The organism is Pseudomonas sp. GG8 (assembly GCF_052976945.1).
The window spans coordinates 3,760,366-3,779,582 of sequence record NZ_JBRIIP010000001.1 but is presented as its reverse complement, the minus strand read 5'-3'; the positions used below and the strand labels follow the sequence as shown (position 1 = coordinate 3,779,582).

The 19,217-nt window shown below is 57.4% G+C and carries 17 protein-coding genes; 7 read left to right on the top strand and 10 right to left on the bottom strand.

Translation table 11 applies throughout. The annotated features are described in order from the left end of the window. Positions 1 to 64: 64 nt before the first annotated feature. Positions 65 to 1,132, bottom strand: coding sequence for an ABC transporter substrate-binding protein (locus ACVBEG_RS18250; RefSeq protein WP_322178235.1), 1,068 nt, complete (start codon positions 1,130 to 1,132; stop codon positions 65 to 67). A gap of 363 nt (positions 1,133 to 1,495) precedes the next feature. Between ACVBEG_RS18250 and ACVBEG_RS18245 the strand changes: the two genes are divergently transcribed. Beyond that, positions 1,496 to 2,212: a UTRA domain-containing protein gene (locus ACVBEG_RS18245; RefSeq protein ID WP_322178236.1), complete on the top strand. Its 717-nt coding sequence runs from the start codon at positions 1,496 to 1,498 to the stop codon at positions 2,210 to 2,212. A 36-nt stretch (positions 2,213 to 2,248) separates the two neighbouring features. Here ACVBEG_RS18245 and ACVBEG_RS18240 read toward each other — a convergent pair whose 3' ends face one another. The 7 genes from ACVBEG_RS18240 to minC all read right to left on the bottom strand — a co-directional run bounded on the left by ACVBEG_RS18240 (position 2,249) and on the right by minC (position 8,966). After that, on the bottom strand, positions 2,249 to 4,432 hold the full coding sequence (locus ACVBEG_RS18240; RefSeq protein WP_447108168.1) for a mechanosensitive ion channel domain-containing protein: 2,184 nt from the start codon (positions 4,430 to 4,432) through the stop codon (positions 2,249 to 2,251). Between the two features lie 138 nt (positions 4,433 to 4,570). Then, positions 4,571 to 4,735, bottom strand: coding sequence for a hypothetical protein (locus tag ACVBEG_RS18235; protein ID WP_322178238.1), 165 nt, complete (start codon positions 4,733 to 4,735; stop codon positions 4,571 to 4,573). 104 nt (positions 4,736 to 4,839) lie between these two features. Further along, positions 4,840 to 6,129, bottom strand: a complete 1,290-nt coding sequence (locus ACVBEG_RS18230) for a M18 family aminopeptidase (protein WP_322178239.1) — start codon at positions 6,127 to 6,129, stop codon at positions 4,840 to 4,842. Positions 6,130 to 6,228: 99 nt separating this feature from the next. Then, on the bottom strand, positions 6,229 to 6,864 hold the full coding sequence (locus ACVBEG_RS18225; RefSeq protein ID WP_322178240.1) for an RluA family pseudouridine synthase: 636 nt from the start codon (positions 6,862 to 6,864) through the stop codon (positions 6,229 to 6,231). 93 nt (positions 6,865 to 6,957) lie between these two features. Then, positions 6,958 to 7,212 carry a cell division topological specificity factor MinE gene (gene minE / locus ACVBEG_RS18220; RefSeq protein ID WP_219061521.1) on the bottom strand — a complete coding sequence of 85 codons (255 nt, stop codon included), beginning with the start codon at positions 7,210 to 7,212 and terminating at the stop codon, positions 6,958 to 6,960. Next, a complete protein-coding gene (gene minD, locus ACVBEG_RS18215; RefSeq protein ID WP_219061520.1) occupies positions 7,209 to 8,024 on the bottom strand; it encodes a septum site-determining protein MinD in 816 nt (271 codons plus the stop codon). Before minD ends, minE begins: the two co-directional genes overlap by 4 nt. A gap of 201 nt (positions 8,025 to 8,225) precedes the next feature. Next, a complete protein-coding gene (gene minC, locus ACVBEG_RS18210; protein WP_322178241.1) occupies positions 8,226 to 8,966 on the bottom strand; it encodes a septum site-determining protein MinC in 741 nt (246 codons plus the stop codon). A gap of 133 nt (positions 8,967 to 9,099) precedes the next feature. On the opposite strand from minC, the gene ACVBEG_RS18205 reads away from it, so the two are divergent. From ACVBEG_RS18205 to ACVBEG_RS18180, 6 genes are all read left to right on the top strand, one after another. After that, complete coding sequence (locus ACVBEG_RS18205) at positions 9,100 to 10,032, top strand: lipid A biosynthesis lauroyl acyltransferase (RefSeq protein ID WP_322178242.1); 933 nt, start codon at positions 9,100 to 9,102, stop codon at positions 10,030 to 10,032. A 54-nt stretch (positions 10,033 to 10,086) separates the two neighbouring features. Then, complete coding sequence (locus ACVBEG_RS18200; RefSeq protein WP_322178243.1) at positions 10,087 to 11,256, top strand: patatin-like phospholipase family protein; 1,170 nt, start codon at positions 10,087 to 10,089, stop codon at positions 11,254 to 11,256. A gap of 221 nt (positions 11,257 to 11,477) precedes the next feature. Further along, entirely contained in the window at positions 11,478 to 12,299 is an 822-nt protein-coding gene (locus tag ACVBEG_RS18195; protein WP_447108167.1) for a hypothetical protein, read from the top strand. After that, the gene (locus ACVBEG_RS18190) at positions 12,296 to 14,605 is read left to right on the top strand and encodes a LysM peptidoglycan-binding domain-containing protein (protein WP_447108166.1); all 2,310 of its coding nucleotides are present in this window, start codon (positions 12,296 to 12,298) and stop codon (positions 14,603 to 14,605) included. The genes ACVBEG_RS18195 and ACVBEG_RS18190 overlap by 4 nt, the downstream gene beginning before the upstream one ends. A gap of 84 nt (positions 14,606 to 14,689) precedes the next feature. After that, complete coding sequence (locus tag ACVBEG_RS18185; protein ID WP_447108165.1) at positions 14,690 to 15,616, top strand: hypothetical protein; 927 nt, start codon at positions 14,690 to 14,692, stop codon at positions 15,614 to 15,616. Then, positions 15,601 to 16,593: a tetratricopeptide repeat protein gene (locus tag ACVBEG_RS18180; protein ID WP_322217237.1), complete on the top strand. Its 993-nt coding sequence runs from the start codon at positions 15,601 to 15,603 to the stop codon at positions 16,591 to 16,593. Before ACVBEG_RS18185 ends, ACVBEG_RS18180 begins: the two co-directional genes overlap by 16 nt. Before the next feature lie 1,358 nt (positions 16,594 to 17,951). Here the strand turns inward: ACVBEG_RS18180 and ACVBEG_RS18175 are convergent. Further along, positions 17,952 to 18,581 (bottom strand): glutathione S-transferase, encoded by a 630-nt coding sequence (locus ACVBEG_RS18175; RefSeq protein WP_416194624.1) that lies wholly within the window; start codon positions 18,579 to 18,581, stop codon positions 17,952 to 17,954. 9 nt (positions 18,582 to 18,590) lie between these two features. Next, on the bottom strand, positions 18,591 to 19,103 hold the full coding sequence (locus ACVBEG_RS18170) for a peptidylprolyl isomerase (RefSeq protein WP_322217232.1): 513 nt from the start codon (positions 19,101 to 19,103) through the stop codon (positions 18,591 to 18,593). Positions 19,104 to 19,217: the final 114 nt, after the last annotated feature.

The following is a 19,217-nucleotide window of genomic DNA, read 5'->3' as shown; positions in this document are numbered from 1 at the left end:
ACAATCAGAAAAAATGGTCCAAAGAGGGAAAAACGGGCGAACCCGTTTTTCCCTCAAATAACGCTTATTTCATTTCGATGATGACTTGTTCGTTCCACTTTTTCGGCAGGCTTTTCGAGGTTTTTTCCCAGGCATCCGCGTCGGCAATCGGCTTCACGTGTTTGTACTGCTCGTTAGGCAGCAGCTTGGCTTGTACGTCAGCCGGCAGGGTGATGTGTTCAGCACGAATCGGACGGGCATTGCCCCGCGCCAGGTTGGTCTGGCCGGCATCGCTGAAGATGTATTCGCGAGCCAGTTTGGCGGCGTTCGGGTGTTTGGCGTATTTGTTGATGATGGTGGTATAGCCGGAAATCACCGAACCATCGGAGGGGATCAGCACTTCATAATCGTCAGGATTGACCATCTTGTCGCGGTAGCTCAGGCCATTGAAATCCCAGACCACGCCCACTTCGATTTCGCCTTTTTCCATCGTGGCGATTGTCGGGTTGGACAGCGACAGACGCCCCTGTTTGGCGATTTCGGCGAACATCAACAGTGCCGGTTCAATATTCTTTTCATCGCCACCTTTGGAAATGGCAGCAGCCAGCACGCCGTTGGCGGCCTGGGCGGCGGTGCTCACGTCACCGATGGAGACCTTGTATTTGCCTTTCTCCAGGTCAGCCCAGGTTTTGGGGGCGTCGGAGCCGTGGAGCAATTTTTTGTTGATGATGAACGCGATGGTGCCGGTGTAGGCCAGTGCCCAGTTACCGTCTTTGTCTTTCGCCCAATCCGGGATTTGAGCCCAGGTGCTTGGCTTGTACGGCTGGGTCACGCCCTGTTTTACTGCGATAGGACCGAAGGCTGCACCCACATCGCCGATATCCGCGCTGGCGTTGTCTTTCTCCGCAGCGAATTTAGCGACTTCCTGGGCCGAACTCATGTCGGTGTCGATATGCGTGAGGCCGTAGTTTTTCAGCAGGTCGTCCCAGGTGCCTTTCCAGTTGGCCCAGTTATCGGGCATGCCGACGCTGTTGACCGCACCTTCCGTCTTGGCCGCGGCCTCCAGGGTTTTCAAGTCGGTATCAGCAGCCATGGCGGCTGTGCACAGGGCAATGGTCGAACCTAACAGTGATGCCAGGAAAAGATGTTTCATCCGAAGCTCCTTTGGGCGTTTTCAACGCTACGTTTTTATCGACGTTAGTGCGGTTGGGTTGGTCTAGGTCAGCAATACCTGAGCCAATTTAAGCCTGCTGAATGACACTTTGATGTCGGCATCACTCCTGCAAGGGTAATCATCAGCTAAGGGAGGTCAGTCCAAGGTAAGCGTAGACCATGGCTAAAATATTGATATTCATCGGTTTTGTTGATCTGGAACAACCGTATCAGGCCGTCCCTCGGCAGCTTTGTCATCGATCAGTCATGTGCTTTGTCTAGGCTGACCGATACTCACAGGAGCGATATTCATGCTCGGTCCTGCTCTTAAACAGCGCTGGACTAGTCCAGATAGGTAACGTTGATGCGCGAAGATGCACCAAAGGCGGTGACAGCCATCGGTCTGGCCTTGCAGGAACAGATCGAGCACGGCTTGTTGCCGGCCAGTAGTAAGCTGCCCGCCGAGCGCAAACTCAGTGAGTTGTTCGGTACCACGCGGATCACCGTGCGTGAAGCGTTGTTGCAGTTGGAGGCACGGGGTCTGGTTTATCGCGAGGAGCGACGTGGCTGGTTTATCTCGCCGCCGCGCCTGGCTTACGATTTGATGCGCCGCAGCCATTTTCACGCCATGGTCAGTGCGCAGGGACGAGTGCCTTCGACGGAGGTGATTTCAGCGCGTCTGCAGCCTGCGTCGGCGGCGGTATGTGCCTGGTTGCAGTTGCCAGCATTGTCCAGCGTGATCCAGATCTGCCGCGCGCGACGCATTGATCAGCGACTGGTGTTGTACGTGGAGCACTATCTCAATCCGGAATACTTTCCCCAGATACTGGATGTCGATCTGAGTCAGTCGCTGACCGAGTTATACGCCAGCCGTTATGGCTTGCGGTATGGCCAGGTGCGTTTCGAGATGGTGCCGACGGCCTTGCAGGTCGAGGCGGCAGCGGCATTGAAAGTGTCCGTTGGCAGCCCGGGCCTGCGCATTGCCCGGGTCAACTATGATCAGCAAGGCCGTCTGATCGACTGCGACCTTGAGTATTGGCGCCATGATGCGATTCATGTGAGTGCGGTGGTGCCGGGGTAGGGCGCGATCATGTCGTCACGCCCAGTGTGGTCGCGATCATTGCTTTTCCTTGGCCGCTCCAACGCCAATCACGCTACCGCCGCCGGTGCTCACCTGTACGCTTAAACGTGGGGTTGCCAAATCGAGTCCGGCTTCATCCAGATGGCGTTTAAGCGACAAGTTGAAGGCGCGCGAAACTTCCCACTGTTTGATCGGAGCAGTCTTGAAGCGCGCCCGCAGGACTGCGCTGCCGGATTCGAAACTTTCGACCCCCTGAATCTCCAGCGGCGACCAAATGTTGCGTCGCTCCAGCGGGTCACTGTGCATTTTATGCCCGACCTCACGAACCAGTTTGATCGCGTCGTCGATGTTCATGCTGAACGGAATCGCAATGCGGAAAATCGCATAGCCGAACTCCCGCGAGTAGTTCTGGATGCTTTTGATCTCGCTGAACGGAATGGTGTGGACGATGCCATCGATATCCCTCAAGCGCACCGTGCGGATGGTCAAACCTTCGACCGTGCCCAAATGCCCGCCGACGTCGACGTAGTCGTCGATGGCCAGCGAGTCTTCGATGATGATGAACAGGCCGGTGATCAAATCCGCCACCAATGACTGCGCGCCGAAACCAATGGCCAGGCCGATAACCCCGGCACCGGCCAGCAGAGGGGTCACGTTCATGCCCATGTTCGCCAGTGCGACGATCAGGGCGATGATGAATATCGCCACGAACAGCACATTGCGGATCAGCGGCATCATGGTTTGCGCCCTGGCATTGGCCAGGCCTTTGCGTGACCGGGTCAAGGCATGATGCACGGCGGTGTCACCGAGGATCCACACCAGCCAGGCGAACAGCAATGTTGCGCCCAGGCTGAACAGCTTGATGCTGACTTCGTGGCCGTCACCTTCGGCGAAACGAATCAGCGACAAGCCCCACACGCGAAGGCCCAGTTCGATGAACAGCAACCAGACCAGCAGATGCGCCAGGGTATAGAAGAAGTTTCTCAGTCTGTCCGAATACAGCGCATGACGTTTTTGTCCATGGTACGGCCGTTGCGCATGACGGCGCACCAGGCCATTGATGACCATGCACAGCACCAGCAATACCGCGCAGATCAAGGCCTGACGCAGGGCGGTACTGGTATCGCCAGCAGAGAAGAACGTGGCGAACAATGACACCGCCACCAGCATCAATGCCGGCACATACCAGAACGAGCCCAGGATGTAGAGGCTGTCGCTCAAGGCGCGCCGGGTCAGGCGACGGGACAGCGGCTGGTTGCGGATCAAGTGGCCGATGGGGCGGCGGAATCGCAGGATGAACAGCCCCGTGGAGATCGCGGCCAGCACGTTAGCCAGGGTTGCGGCGGTGTGCGCCAGGTGTTCGCCAAGACTGGCGATCAGGCGCGGGTCGCTCAAGGCCTGGCCGAAGGCGGCAAAACTCCCAATCAGCCACAGTGGGCGAAACGCCTGATGACGCAGGATATACAGCGCTCGGCGGCGGTGGGGGCCGTCGACAAGGGAAAAGGCAATCACGCAAATGGCCGAGAATAAGGTGCCAACCACCAAGGCATACGCCAGCACCATGGCCAAATCCTTGCCCAGCGAAGAGGGCAGGGAATAGCTCAAGTACACGGTGATAACCAGGGCCACCAGCCACGGCCCCAGTTTGCGCAGGGCAAAACGCAGCATGTCCCAGGTACGAGGGTGTTGTGGCAGCTCTTCTGACAGACCAAAGCGCAGGCGCACCCGATGGCTGAGCCAGATCAGCACGGCAGCCAGCAGGCTCCAGAGCAGCATCACCAGGGCGAAACCGAAGATGACCGGCAACCATTGATTGGCGGGCAGCATCAGCCCCAACAGCTCTTCCTGCGCCAGGGTCAGTTCGTCGGACCAGCGCTGAATCGGACTGTCATCACCGCTGAATTGCTTCTCGAAACCGGACAGGGTGCTTCCGATCAATCCAAGCACGCCTTCTTCGGCGGTCGGTTGAGCTTTCTTGGTGGTGTCGCGGAGTTTTTTCAGGTCGTCGAGAAGTTTGGTGCGTTGTTGATCGTTTTCCAGGGTCTTGATCACTTCATCCAGCGATTGACCAAGAGGTTCCTGTGCTTGCGGTTGGCCTTTCTGTGAGCCACCTAGTGAACCCGGCAGGCTTAGGGCCTGAGCCGCGCTAATGGGTATCAGGGCCAACAGACAGATCAGAAAAAGGCGCGGGAGAGCGAGCAGGCGGACAAAAACAGGCACTGGGCGGTGAACCTCGAATCAGCACAAAAACGCCCGGTATCATCAGGCAATGACTGGCGAGTGTACGAGTGACGCGTGGGCTTGGCGAGCGCCATTGTATAGACAGCTTGCGGTTATGCACGCCATACGCCGAGCGGCTTACACCAGTTTTTCGAGGAGTTTGTAAACCACCGTCCCGAGGATGCAGACCATGCCCAGCCAGAGTAAGAACACACCAACACCTCGCTCCTGGTAAGAGAAACCCACACACAGCATGAGCATGCCGGCGACTATCGGTATTAGCATGGAGTGGAACGGATCCATGAGCACTGCACCTGTCTGGTTCGGTAGTGTCAGTCTAGGTGGGTTTTTGCAGATGGACCAAGTGATCGTCTTCGCAGGCAAGTCCGCGAAGACGATGGACTGGATCAAGGCAGTTCGTGGCTGGCGTAGAACGCGGTAAGCACTTTCACCAAATGCGCCAGATCCTGGCTGCCTGCCAGTTCACGGATCGAGTGCATGGCGAAGGTAGGCAGGCCGATATCGACGGTGCGCACCCCCAGGTGGCTGGCTGTGATCGGGCCGGTGGTCGAACCGCAGGCCATGTCGCTGCGCACCACAAAACTTTGCACCGGAACCTCTTCGGCCATGCACAAATGGCGGAAGAAACCGGCGGTTTCGCTGTTGGTTGCGTAGCGCTGGTTACTGTTGACCTTGATTACCGGGCCTGCGTTGAGTTTCGGGCCGTGATTGGCGTCGTGCTTGTCAGCGTAGTTCGGGTGGACGCCGTGGGCGTTGTCGGCCGAGATCAGCAACGACTTTTGAATGGTCCGCACATAATCTTCGCCTTCAGGTAGCAGGCGTTGAAGCACTTGTTCCAGCATCGGACCGTCTGCACCGCAGGCGGAGCTGGAGCCAACTTCTTCGTGATCAGTGCAGATCAGCAGGCAGGTCTCATCGGTTTCGGCAGTGAGCAAGGCGTTTACACCGGCGAAGCACGACAGCAGGTTATCCAGGCGTGCGCCGGCGATAAAATCACCATGCAGGCCGACGATCGCAGCGCTTTGGGTGTCGTAAAAGCTCAGCTCGTAATCGAGTACCACATCAGCATTCAAACCGTGTTCGCGGGCCAATTGATCGGTCAGCAGTGCACGGAAATCTACACGCTCATCGCCTGCCACCTGCGCCAGAATGGGCGGTAACTCGTTCTGGGCGTTGATCGCCCAACCTTCATTGGCCGTGCGGTTCAAGTGGATCGCCAGATTCGGGATCACGGCGATGGGCAGTTTGAAATCGATCAGTTGGCTTTCGACCTTGCCATCACGGCGGAAGGTGACACGCCCGGCCAACGACAAATCACGGTCGAACCAAGGCGCAAGCAGGGCGCCACCGTAGACTTCGACACCCAGCTGCCAGAAACCCTGGCGCTGTATCTCGGGCTGCGGCTTGACCCGCAGGCACGGGCTATCGGTATGGGCACCGACCAGACGGATGCCGCCGCTCAAGGGCGATAGACGGCCCAGTTTGAAAGCGACAATCGACGAATCATTGCGGGTGACGTAATAGCGCCCACCGGCCTCGGTGGCCCATGTTTCGCGTTCATCCAGACGTAGGTAACCGGCCGCTTCCAGGCGTTGAACAAGGCTTGCGGTGGCATGAAAGGGGGTGGGGGAGGCCTTGAGGAAATCGATCAGGCCTTGGTTCAACTCTTCGCGCATAAGTTACTCCAGACAGCAGTGGCGCGAGTTTACCGTATCTTGTGACTGACGCCGACCTTGTGGGGATTTGCATGTGCGTCCGGTTCGGATTGCACGCAATCAAAACGGCGCAGGGCACTCGAAGCGCATGCGCTCACCCGATTGTGGGTGAGTGAAGCTGAGCATGCTGGCGTGCAGGCACAGGCGTGGGTAAGCAGCCAGCGCTTGCGGGTGTGCGTACAGCCCGTCGCCCAACAACGGGTGGCCGATGGACAGCATGTGCACGCGCAATTGGTGTGAGCGACCGGTAATCGGCGTCAACTCGACACGGCAGTAATCACCGCAGCGTTCCAGCACTTTCCAGAATGTCAGTGCGTGCTTGCCGAATTCGTGATCGACCACGTGCCGGGGTTTGGTAGGGGGGTCGTAGCGCAGCGGCAAATCGATACTGCCACTGTCCAGTTCCGGCTGACCCCAGCACAGAGCGGTGTAGGCTTTTTCGGTTTCACGGTCGTGAAACTGCCGTGACAGCTCGCGATGCGTATCGGCATCGCGGGCCAGCAGGATGATGCCGGAGGTTTCCCAGTCCAGGCGATGGACAATGCGGGCCTCGGGGTAACCGTTTTCCTGCAGGCGGGTAATCAGGCAATCCTTGTTGTCCTCGGCACGGCCGGGAACGGAAAGCAGCAGGGTCGGTTTATCGACCACCAGAACGCCAGCGTCCTGGTGAATGATGCGGATGTTCGACAACGGCATGTGCAACGGGCCTCGAAACGCTGGAAACGCCAACGGCGGTATTCAGACCTTTTTTTCAAAAGGTCCGAGATACCGCCGCAGGCACCCGCCGGATCAACGATCTGGCAGGGTGATATTGAGTTCGAGGATCGAGCAGCTGCCCTGGTTTTCCAGCGCGACATGCACTTGTTCAGACTCGATGTTGACGTATTTACGGATGACTTCAACCAGCTCTTTTTGCAAAGCCGGCAGGTAATCCGGGGTGCTGCGTTGGCCTCGTTCGTGCGCCACGATGATCTGTAGACGCTCTTTCGCTACCGAAGCTGTACTTTCCTTCTTACGGTCACGAAAGAAGTCAAAAATATTCATTCACGGCCTCCAAAGACTCGCTGAAACCATCCCTTTTTCTGCACATCGATGAACCGGTGTGCAACTTCCTTGCCCAGCAAGCGATCCACGGCATCGCTGTACGCCTGACCGGCGTCGCTCTGGTCGTCAAGGATGACCGGGATACCCTGGTTAGAGGCTTTCAAGACTGCCTGGGACTCAGGAATCACGCCCAGCAGGCGGATTGCAAGGATCTCTTCGACGTCTTCGACGCCAAGCATTTCGCCCTTGGTGACACGCTCTGGGTTGTAGCGGGTCAGCAACAGGTGTTCCTTGATCGGGTCTTCGCCTTTTTCTGCGCGACGGGACTTGCTCGCCAGCAAGCCGAGCATGCGGTCCGAGTCACGTACCGAAGACACTTCCGGGTTGGTCACAACGATTGCTTCGTCGGCGAAATACATCGCCAGATGCGCGCCTTTCTCGATGCCCGCAGGGGAATCGCAGACCACATATTCGAAGGTTTCCTTGAGTTCCATCAAAATCTTTTCAACGCCGTCCTGAGTCAGGGCGTCTTTATCACGGGTCTGGCTTGCGGCCAGCACGTAAAGATTTTCCAGTCGTTTGTCTTTGATCAGTGCCTGGGTGAGGGTTGCTTCACCGTTCACGACGTTGACGAAGTCGTAAACCACGCGGCGTTCGCAGCCCATGATCAAGTCAAGATTACGCAAGCCGACGTCGAAGTCGACGATCACTGTTCTGTGGCCGCGCAAAGCGAGACCGGTACCGATAGCGGCGCTGGTGGTGGTCTTACCCACACCACCCTTGCCGGATGTAACCACGAGAATCTTGGCCAAGGTGTTTCACCCCTAGAGGAAAAGGACAGTTAGTCCCTGAAGGGCATCCCTTGAAACGGCAACAGTCGAGCAATGCTGGAAATCGAGAACCCCTGAATCAGAGGTTTAACCATTGGGAAACCTTGGCTTTCTCGACTTCCGACTTCTTTTGCTACGTTTTCGCGACGAATCAGGGATGCTTTAAAATGGCGGCAGTATCCGTTAAAGACGGGTGATGTTCAACACTTCACCGGACAGGCTGACCTGTACCCCGGCCCCCCACAGCGGATCTCTGCGCAGGTCTTCTGAAACCTTGTATTGCCCGGCGATCGAGACCAGTTCAGCGCCCAACTGTTGGCAAAAAATCCGTGCCTTGGTATCACCTTTGATCCCGGCCAATGCTCTTCCGCGCATAGGGCCGTATACATGGATGTTGCCATCGGCCAGAAGTTCCGCACCGGGACTGACCGGGGCGATGACCACAAGGTCGCAGCCCTGGGCATAAATCTGCTGACCGCCACGCACGGGAGAGGTGATGATTTTGGTCGGTTTTAGGGTTGGCTCAGGTGGCTTTTCCGCTTTTTTCTTCGCTGCATCGCCTTCGACCGGTTCCAGCGGACGCTCCCGGGCACCCGAAGGGGGCAGTACCGGCAGGTCAATAGCAATGGCGGCAGCGATGTCTTCGATGCGGTTGGCACGAATCGCCAGCGTGCGCAGGCCGTGTTGCCGGCACACACGCATCAAGGCCGGCAGGTCGACCGCGCCTTCGCCAGCGGGCAGTTTGTCCAGAGCCAGCACCAGAGGGGTGTTGCTGAAGAAGTTCGGCGCGAGGGCAACCTTGGCCGCCAACTGGCGATCAAGGCTTTCAAGATTGTTTCGGGCCAGCTCAAGCACGGTAATGGCAAGCATGCTGCCCTTCAGCTGGAACACAGGATCCTGGTCTTGCAATTCGATTTGGCTCATGGTCGGCACAAAGCAGCTTGTCGCTAAAAGTGCCGAGACTTATAACGAGAACGCTCGCGAGTCGCAAGCCAAGCCGAACCGATGTTGCCGAACCGATGTAGAATGCGCGGCCCTTATCTTTACGGAAGCTGTAATGGATCGCCCGCGTTTTCGAGCTCGTTTTCTTCTACCGCGTTTCTGGCCGCTATGGCTGGGGCTGGGGCTGCTCTGGCTGATCGTTCAGTTGCCGTTTCGCACGCTGATAGCCGTTGGTCGGGCGCTGGGTGCGGTGATGTATCGTTTTGCCGGTGACCGACGGCGTATTGCGTCGCGCAACCTGGAGCTGTGCTTCCCCCATCTGTCGAAAGCCGAGCGTAAACAGCTGCTCAAGGAAAATTTCGCGTCTACTGGCATCGCGTTTTTTGAGATGGCCATGAGCTGGTGGTGGTCGCGCCAGAGGCTGGCCAAACTGGCCCATATCGAAGGACTGCAGCACCTCAAACAGGCGCAGTTGGAGGGGCAGGGCGTGATTCTCATGGCACTGCACTTCACCACGCTGGAAATCGGCGCGGCCTTGCTCGGTCAGCAGCACACCATTGATGGCATGTACCGCGAGCACAAAAACCCGCTGTTCGACTTCATCCAGCGTCGCGGCCGTGAACGCCATAATCTGGACTCTCTCGCTATCGAGCGTGAAGACGTGCGTGGCATGCTCAAGCTGCTACGCGCTGGCCGGGCCATCTGGTACGCGCCGGATCAGGATTACGGCGCCAAGCAGAGCGTGTTCGTGCCACTGTTTGGGATTCAGGCGGCGACCGTGACCGCCACCAGCAAGTTCGCTAAGCTGGGTCGCGCTCAAGTGGTGCCGTTTACCCAGCAACGCCTCGCTGATGGCAGTGGTTATCGACTGGTGATTCATCCACCGCTGAGCGATTTTCCCGGCGAAAGCGACGAGGCCGATTGTCTGCGGATCAATCAGTGGGTCGAACGCGCCATCATCGAGTGTCCGTCCCAGTACTTATGGGCGCATCGACGCTTTAAAAGCCGACCAGCGGGCGAGCCAAAGCTGTATAAGACGCGTGGCTGACACTAAACAGGCTGAAAATTAAAAAATGCGTTCACGTGCCATAGAAAATCGGTCATGAGTGCCGCTGAAATCTCTTCCGCAGAGCCGATCACCGGGCTGATTCTTTCCGGTGGCGGTGCACGGGCGGCTTATCAGGTCGGCGTACTGGCCGGGATAGCTGATTTGTTGCCTGCCGGTGCTCCAAATCCCTTTCCGGTGATCGTCGGCACCTCGGCCGGGGCCATCAATGCCGTCAAGTTGGCCAGCGGTGCTTCGCACTTCTGCGCCGCCGTTCACCAATTGACCGAGTTCTGGCAGGGCTTTCGCAGTCATCAGGTGCTGCGTAGCGATTGGGCGGGGGTGGTCCATCAAGCCGGCCGCTTCGTCGGCCACCATCTGATGGGGATTGGCTCGCGAGTCCCCGTGGCGTTGCTCAACAGCTCGCCCTTGCGTGACCTGCTCAACGCCCGTATGGACCTGAGCGGTATCGAGCATGCCATCGAAGCCCAGCATCTGCGTGCCGTGGCAGTAACAGCGTTTGGTTATGAGTCGGGACAAGCCGTGACCTTTTATCAAGGTAAGGACTCCATCGACTCCTGGCTGCGTCATCGGCGTATCGGCTTGCCAGCACAACTGACGGTCGATCATTTACTTGCCAGCTCAGCGATCCCCTTGCTGTTCGCGCCGATCAAGATCGAGCAGGAGTATTTTGGCGACGGAGCTGTACGTCAATCAGCACCGATCAGCCCGGCGTTGCACTTGGGGGCGAATCGGGTGCTGGTGGTCGGGGTCAGCGGCAACCCGCGCAGTGTCGAAGCGAAAGCTCCGCTGCACCGGCCAACACGGGGCGCGCAGCCGAGTCTGGCTCAGATTGGCGGGCATATGCTAAACAGCACCTTTATCGACAGCCTGGAAAGCGACATCGAATTGCTGGAACGTCTCAATGAATTGAGTCATTTGTTGGCTCTGCAACAGCCAGTACGCAGGTTGGGTCTGGCACCGGTCGACGTGCTGGTGATCGCGCCCAGCCAGCCGCTGGACGAAATCGCCGCACGTCATCGGCACGAGTTGCCGGCCGCCTTGCGCATGTTCCTGCGCGGCCCGGGCGCGACTAAAACCAGCGGCGCCGGTGTGCTGAGTTACCTGTTGTTCGAAACCGGGTATTGCAGTGAGTTGATCGAACTGGGCCGACGCGATGCCCTGGCCCAGAGTGACCAGTTGAAGCGGTTTTTAAGGCTGGCTTGAGGACGCGCCCCTGCGGGCGCTTTCGCCGTTCAAATCGGCCCCGGCAGAGTCCAGACTGGCAGCAAATGCTACAGGCGTTACCCACCCCCCCCCCCGTCGTTGATGTAGGACTTGTCCTCAAGCCATACCGGAAACGTCTCCTTCGTATCCCCCCGCATTGAACCCGTTCGTCATCCACTGCATGTTTCGCCCTTTCTGGCAGACCTATCAAAGGACGGCTTATGTCTGACGCGATCATCCGGTTTCTTGAGCGTCCCACCCTGAACGGCCCTCGTCTGGAACAGGGGCAGAAGATAGCGTTCCTTATCGAAGCCGCCCACGCGCCTGACGCATGGAAGGTACTGATGCAGCAAGGCGCGCAGTACAGCGTTGACCGGCTGTGGTTCGGCACGCCGTTTCAGGCGCACATGGCCCAAGGGCCCTCCTGGTTTTTGGTCAACACAGTGTGCATCGACGGGCTGGCGGAGGTGTGTCATCAACGCCCCGCAGGCACGGCCTTGACCTGCACCGACCCGGCGCAGGCACTGGCGCATGCCCGAACATTGCTGAGCATGATCCCGACGAACGTATTGTCGATTCACGACCCCGCTATCTGGGCCGCGCTGGCAATGGAAAACACCCGGCAACACGCCTGCCTGTTCGGGCCGTGGAGTGAGGTTTACACCCCGGTTCCTGGCGTTAATCCCGCATCACGTCAGTGGCATGTCTGGAAAGCCGAAACACCCGCCACAGGGCCCTGCGAATACCCCCTCGTTTTCCCCGACACCCTGTACTCGACCTACAAGGACATCCGCTGGCTGCACTGGCTACGGCAGAACCCACAGCACTTTGCCCAGGTGCCAGATCATGAACTGCCTCGCGCAGTCAGCAACCTCAATTTCTTCGTGAAGCACGGCATCGGTATCGACCGTGACCTGTTGCAGCTCTCTGCGCTAATCACCCACGGCGACGTGCGTGAGCGCGAAGACCTGCTCCCGATCCTCACCTCGCGCGAACGGCCACAGCGTCGGGTCGAGCAACTGCTACAGGGATTACAGCCATGACCACTCACATTTATACCGTCCAGGAAGGCGACACCCTCAGCGGTCTCGCGCAGCGATTGAACAGCGGTGTTGACGAATTACGACGTCTCAATCCCTTTATCAACAATCCGAACTACATCCGCACGGGGTGGACATTGAATGTGCCGGACACCACCAACGCGCGCGTGGCGGACAACCCGGCGCTCGCACCCGACACCAGCGCTCTGGAGGTGTTGCACCTCGACCCCGTTGCCGCGCCGCCTGAACACTGCACCGTCAATTTCTGCGGCGAGCAGCCGTGCACGCGAGACACCCATTACGCCGACGTTATTTATGAAGTCGGTCAGGAACGCTTCTGGCTGTTGCGCGAACACACCCTGAATACGCTGGTCGCCGCTGCCGATAGTCTACAAAAGAAGCTGCTGACCACTAATCCCGACTCACGGATCAACGCCCTGAATGACGCGGGCCTGCTGGAGCCTTTTCTCGAACCCAAAACCAACAGTTTTCTGGATGCCCAAGACAGCCAGCGGTATCTCGAAATCGAGCATGAGTTGGGCCAGACAGGGCGCGACCTCGGACGTCTGGGGATACGCGAAGAGGGCTTGCAGGACGTCAAACACGTACCGAGTCTCACGGTTGAGCAGCTCAGACACGTCAACCAACAGCAACAGGCCGCCCTGCCGTTACGCCGCGAACTGGCTGCACTCGATGCCAAGGGCCATAAAATCGGCCTCGAACGCGGCTATAGCTTTGAAGACGGTCATCTGTACAGCGCCGAGGCGATGAAAGCTCGCGAGATCATCCAGCGTTATCTCAAACAGCGCCAGATTCTGGTGGACCTCGGCAAACCTCATTTCAGCCAGCAAGAAATCGAGCAATTCTCCCGAGAGCAGGCCCAACTGCTCACAGAGATTGATAGTGCGACTCGTGACCTCACTTCACCGCGACTGGACATTGCGCAATGGGTACGGAATTCGACAGGAAAGTTTCATTATTCCGAACTGGTAAAAACCCTTCTCGAAGCCGCCGCCTACGGCCTGGCCTTGCCCGAATACGCTCTGCAAGGCGACAACGGGGATATTCAGCACGGGTTCGAGGAGTACGAGAAATACCACGCCTGGCTCAGGCAAAAAGCAGCCCTGGATCAACACGTCGAAAAATCATTCGACAATTGGGTCAATGTCGCCAAACAACAGCCTCCGAGCAGCCTGTTCACCACGGAAGCCGTGCAGTGGCAGGCACTCGAAGCCCAAGAACAGGCGCTGAAGAAAAAAGCCGAAGATTTCGTCAAACGCTCAAAACCCCTACGCCACCTGCTCTGGAACCCCGAGACCTTTGCGCCAAAACCGCAACAACGACTGGTACGCACTAACTTTCCGTTGCGAGAAATCAGCGTGCCCACCGAGCGCACGCGCCTGCGTCACTTGAGCCTCACCGACGTACTCAACCACCTCAACCAAAGCACCCGCGACCTGCTCAAGGACGACCTGAACAAAGCACTGGCCCAAGCCAAAGATCCCACCGTCAGAGTGACTGCGGGCAATACCAGTGCCGACCCGGATCTGTTCACCTCCTGGCTGAGAATGAACGACGCTCGGCCCGTTGAAATCCAGGCCGGCTGGTTCGACCGCAACGGCTTCTTCCAGCCCGAAACGTTCAAGCGCTACATCAAAACCGAAAAAATCTACATCGAGAACCTGCGCGACGACGCCACCTTCGATGCCTGGGGCAAAGACCTTGAACAGATCCTGTTCAAAAAAAGCATCCTCGGCCCATTGCGCTTATTCGATAACAGCCCGCAGGCGCGCTTGATCCGCTGCTTGACCCCGGCCCAGAGCAACGTGCAACTCGCCACTCAAACACTAGACCCCAGCGTCAGCCTGAAAAAAGGCCTGGGCGCGTCGGCCAACGTGACGCTGGACGTCAATCGGGCGCAGGGCGAAGTTGATGTGGCCTCGTTTGAGCTGCCAGGGAGGGCCGAGGCGACACCGAAAACGCTGAGCTACAAAAACGAAAACGACGACCAAGGCCAGAAAGTCGCAGACGGTATCGTCACGTTCGGAAAGTTTTGCCTGACCGGCAGCATCAAGGCCTGGGGCTTCGCCGGCGCCTCGATGATGCTCAGCGCCAACCTGCGCGTGGGGCCGAACAAACAGGAAAACGACGACCTGGGCCTCGACACCGGCCGCGACGCGGAGCGCCGCCTCAGCCGAGCGGAGACCGGCCTGAGACCCCACATCCGCCACGACGACCTCCTCGGCGGACAGTTCAACCTGTTCGCTGGCGTACAAGGTGGGGTCAAAATCAATGGCTCACTGCTCTGAACTCCGCCCGACGACCTGCTGACCCTGCGCCACCCGATCTTCAAGAAACACGTCGATAATGACGGTTGGCTGGAACTCGCCACCTTGGGCATCGACGCCTCCGCCGCATTGGGTGTCGGCACCAAGGCCGGGCTTAACCTGTCCCTGCAAAACGGCTACGTGATCCTGCGCATGAACGCCGCCATCATTGCCGGCCCCGGCGTGCAAGGCGCCTTCAACTTCGTCGTGGGCTACAAGGCCATTATTCAGATCCTGGATATCTTCAATAAAGCCCTGGTTGAAAACAACTATAAGAAAATGGTCTGGGTACAACCGGAGGCCTTCGCGTACTTCAGCAAACTGCAACTGCTCAGTGCGGTCGGCGTGGACATGCAGTGGGCTTTTTTGAGGGGGTATAACGTTGTGAGTCGGATGTATGACGTGATAAAGGCTGGCGGGCGGGCGGGGCCGATGGCTCACGAGATTTTTGATAAACAAGACGATCAGGAATTGAGGCGGTGGTATTCAACCTTGACGCCAGAGGGGTTGGGGTCGCTGCTGGATACGCTACTTCAAAGGCCAAGGGCGTTTGAAGTAGAAGCGCAGGGCGATATGGGTGGCACAAGGACGGTGAGGTATACAGCGCAGCAATGCCATTTATTGCAGCAGCACGCGATCGAAATCATTTTAACTTCCATCCATGAGAATGCCACGGCAAGCGCATATAACACGATCGGCTATGAAAGCCTGGCCTCGGCGCAAGAGCGGTTTGGCAAAGCAGTGCTGCGTTTTTCATCCTTTAATAAACCGGATAATCCCAAGTTTATTTATTGTGAAAATGTATACCGGATGAGTAATTTCATGGCGGCAAATGCTGGTGAAAAAATAGAAGATAGAATCATGCAGGAACGTTATAGAAAAGCGAGACGTCGATTGGGCGAGGCGATGGACACTGCCTGTGATTTTGCATCACAGACAAAATTCTGGAACCCAGATGCAGGGACGGAGCTGGCACCATGGCCAAGATATTGATTGTTGCAGTGAAACTAACCGGCCTGCTGTTGCTGTTCAGTCATTGCGCCTGGGCTCAATTGACACCAGAGCAAGAAGAGGCACGCAGCCAAGGTCTATTTTTCTTAAATATGATCAAGAGTGCAAAGGCAAGCCCCTTCCTTGAAATATCAGCCGAGGCTGGGGACACGGATTCACAGTATTACTTGGCTGAAATTCTTAGGCGGAACCAAAAAGTTATAACGCCGAGAGCTCAGGAGCTGTACGAAGCCGCCGCCGAAAAAGGCGATATCTACTCAATGATGCGATTGTCCGATAAAGGTGATGACCTTTGCCACATCATGGAAAATTGTCCGCCTGATATAAAAACACCTCAAGAGTGGCTGGAAAGCGCTCGCTCACTGGCCAAAGAAAGAGCCGCTCAGGGGGATGGTGAGGCCATGCAGCAACTTTTCATGATAAGCGGTCATTTTGATTGGTTAGTCAAAGCAGCGGAGTCCGGCTTCCCTGATGCGCAGGAATGGCTCGGCTCTTTATATAAAGAAGGTGTTGGCACTTTTCTGATCCCCGGCAACCGGAAAAAGGAAATCGAGAAATGGTACCGGGCCTCGGCGGAAAGTGGCTATGCGCCGGGTATGAGTAGCTATGCCGATTTACTGCAAAAATTTGGAGATCTCAAAGGTGCTGGTTATTGGACAGAAAAAGCAGCCGAGGCCGGTCACTTTGGTTCTATGTCTAGTTACGCCGCGTGGACTGCTCATATGCCCGACGAAGTCGGCTACCCGCTTGATATGGTAAAAGCCTATGGTCTGACACTGCTCATGGCAGAAGCGGACCCCGGTAGAAGGCCGTCATCGCCCGGCTACGGAGGGCAAGTACTGCCAAGTGTCGCCGCCAAAATGACCCCCGAACAAATAGACGCCGGCAAAGCCTACGCCAAAGAGTGGGCGAAAACCCATCCGTCGCTGTCGAGATTCCCGCCTAGGTACGGATATTGATGCCGGCTGGACGCTCTCACGCCAATGCACGTAGGACCCATCCTCAAACTTCGCAAGACAACTCCCTACCTGTATCCCCCTCATTGAAACCATTCCTGTGTCGCCGCATCTTGCAGTTCTTCCGAACTTTTTTGTAGGCGACGCACTGCCATGTCAACGGCCAAACACCCTGTCCTCGATCAAACCGAATCCTTGCGTGCCGCCGCTGACCGACAGCAGTTAGGGTGCCTGGAAAGTACGTGGCTGGGCTGGAACGAGTTGCATCGTTTTGTTTGTTCTAAAGGGCATGTTTTTCTCAAGACCCCGAGACGGATGAGCCGAAGCCAGGAGAGTTGTCAGGCGTGTATTCAGGATCGCTTTACGGAGCGGGTCCGCGCCATTGCCCTGGAGGCCGGGGTGACGTGGCTGGATGAGCAGTGGCTGGGTGATGGCGTGCCCCATAACTTTCGTTGTTCGCAGGGGCACACGTGGCAACGTAAATCTTCGACCATGGGCTTACACCCTGATTGCAGCCTCTGCAAGCGAGACAAGGCCAGAAACCTCAAGGGGTTCTCCGACGGACTGACCCGTTTGCAGCAGATCGCTGCGCAGCACGGCGGGGTATGTTTGGCTGATGCTTACACCAGTACCCGTCAACGGTATGGTTTTCGCTGTGCCCAAGGGCACGTGTGGGAGTCCCTAGGTGTCAATATCATGGGCGGCGCGTGGTGTCATGAGTGCGCGATCCAGCCCAGGCTTATCCATGAAAAGGGGGTGGACGGACTGTCACGGTTGCGTGAAGTGGCAGAACGCCATGGCGGAGTCTGTCTTGACCAGAAGTACCTGGGCGTAAAGCATCATTATCGCTTTCGTTGCGATGCCGGGCATGAGTGGATGAGGTTGGGGGCGAGCGCCTTGCATGGCAGCTGGTGTGTGACATGCCACCTGAAGGCGAAGACACTCACCCTTGATGACGCGCATCGGGCAGCCGCGGCAAAAGGAGGAACATGCCTGTCCACTGAGTATGTAAATGCCCAAATAAAGCTTCAATGGCAATGCCAGAACGGACATCGCTGGCTTGCCCCGATGGGGACTATCAGACAGGGTGGTTGGTGCAAACGGTGTCCAAAGAGCAGGCTAAGCCTCGACGATGCCCATCAGGCCGCGCGAGCAAGAGGTGGGAAATGCCTGTCCACCAAATACGAGAACTGCCACACAAAAATGCACTGGTTGTGCGAACGAGGGCATGGCTGGCACACCAATCTGTCAATCATACGTAATGGCCATTGGTGTCCTGAGTGCGCTCATATGGCGAAGGTAACCACTCTGAAGACGATGAAGCGATACTTGTCGGCTAAGTAAAGGGCGTTGGCCATGTGTCAGACCGGCTTGGTCATCACACCCATGAACAGCTCTGACGCGAGAAAGCGCTGTAACCAGGCCTGTAGGCGAGGGTAGGGGCTTTGCCAGAACCAGTCGGGGTCGACGTAGCAGAACTGCCGCACGAAGGGCGCCAGGGCGATGTCGGCCAGGGTCACGTGCTCAGCGGCCAGGAAGGTCCGTTGTAGCAGGCGTTTTTCGAGCTTTTGCAAAAACAGTGCACCCAGGTCGCGGTAGTGTTCCTGCGAGTGTTCAGGATGGCGGACCGCGTATTTGTAGTGATCCAGATGGTGCTTGAAGACGTGATCGTTTTCTTCGATCAATGCCCCGATGTCGCTCTGGGCCTGCGGGTCATTTGCCAGCAGCCAGTCATCGGGGTCGTTGAGCGCCAGTGCCCAGCGCATGATGCCCAGACTCTCGTCGATCACGCGTCCTCCCTCACAGATCAGGACGGGCACAGTGCCTTTGGGTGAACAGGCAAGCATGTGCGGCGGCTTTTCTTTGAGGCTGACTTCGCGAATGTCCAGTGCGCAGCCCGCGTAAAACAACGCCATGCGCGCACGCATGGCGTAGGGGCAGCGCCGGAAAGAGTAAAGAATCGGCGTCGCGGTGTTCACTGCGCTCAGCAACGGGTCTCTTTACGCTTCGGCAGGCAGTTGGCCGCAGTCGGCGATCACGACTTTTTTGCTGGTTTTGCCTGATTGCGAGCCCAGTGCTTCAATGGCCCTCACAACGTCCATGCCTTCGATGACTTTACCGAATACCACGTGTTTGCCATCCAGCCAGCTGGTGACGATGGTGGTGATGAAGAACTGGCTGCCGTTGGTGTTCGGGCCTGCGTTGGCCATGGACAGGTCGCCTGGCTCGGTGTGCTTCAGGGTGAAGTTCTCGTCCTTGAACTTTTCGCCGTAGATCGACTTGCCGCCGGTGCCGTTGTGGTTAGTGAAGTCACCGCCTTGCAGCATGAAGTCTTTGATCACACGGTGGAACGAGGAGCCCTTGTAGTGCAGGCCGTCGCCTTTCTCTCCGGTGCACAGGGCACGGAAGTTCTCAGCGGTTTTCGGTGCCACGTCTTCGCGAAGTTCCATCACGATGCGACCCATTGGCTCGTCGTTGGCGGTGATGTCGAAAAATACTTTTGGATTGGACACGGGTAGTTACCTTCTCATTTGAGGTGGCGCAACGGGTCGCGCCGTGGGTGTGTAGGGTACAGAAATTCCGCTTGGCAGTTTTGTCTGACACAGAAAATGGGGGCTGCCTGTCGG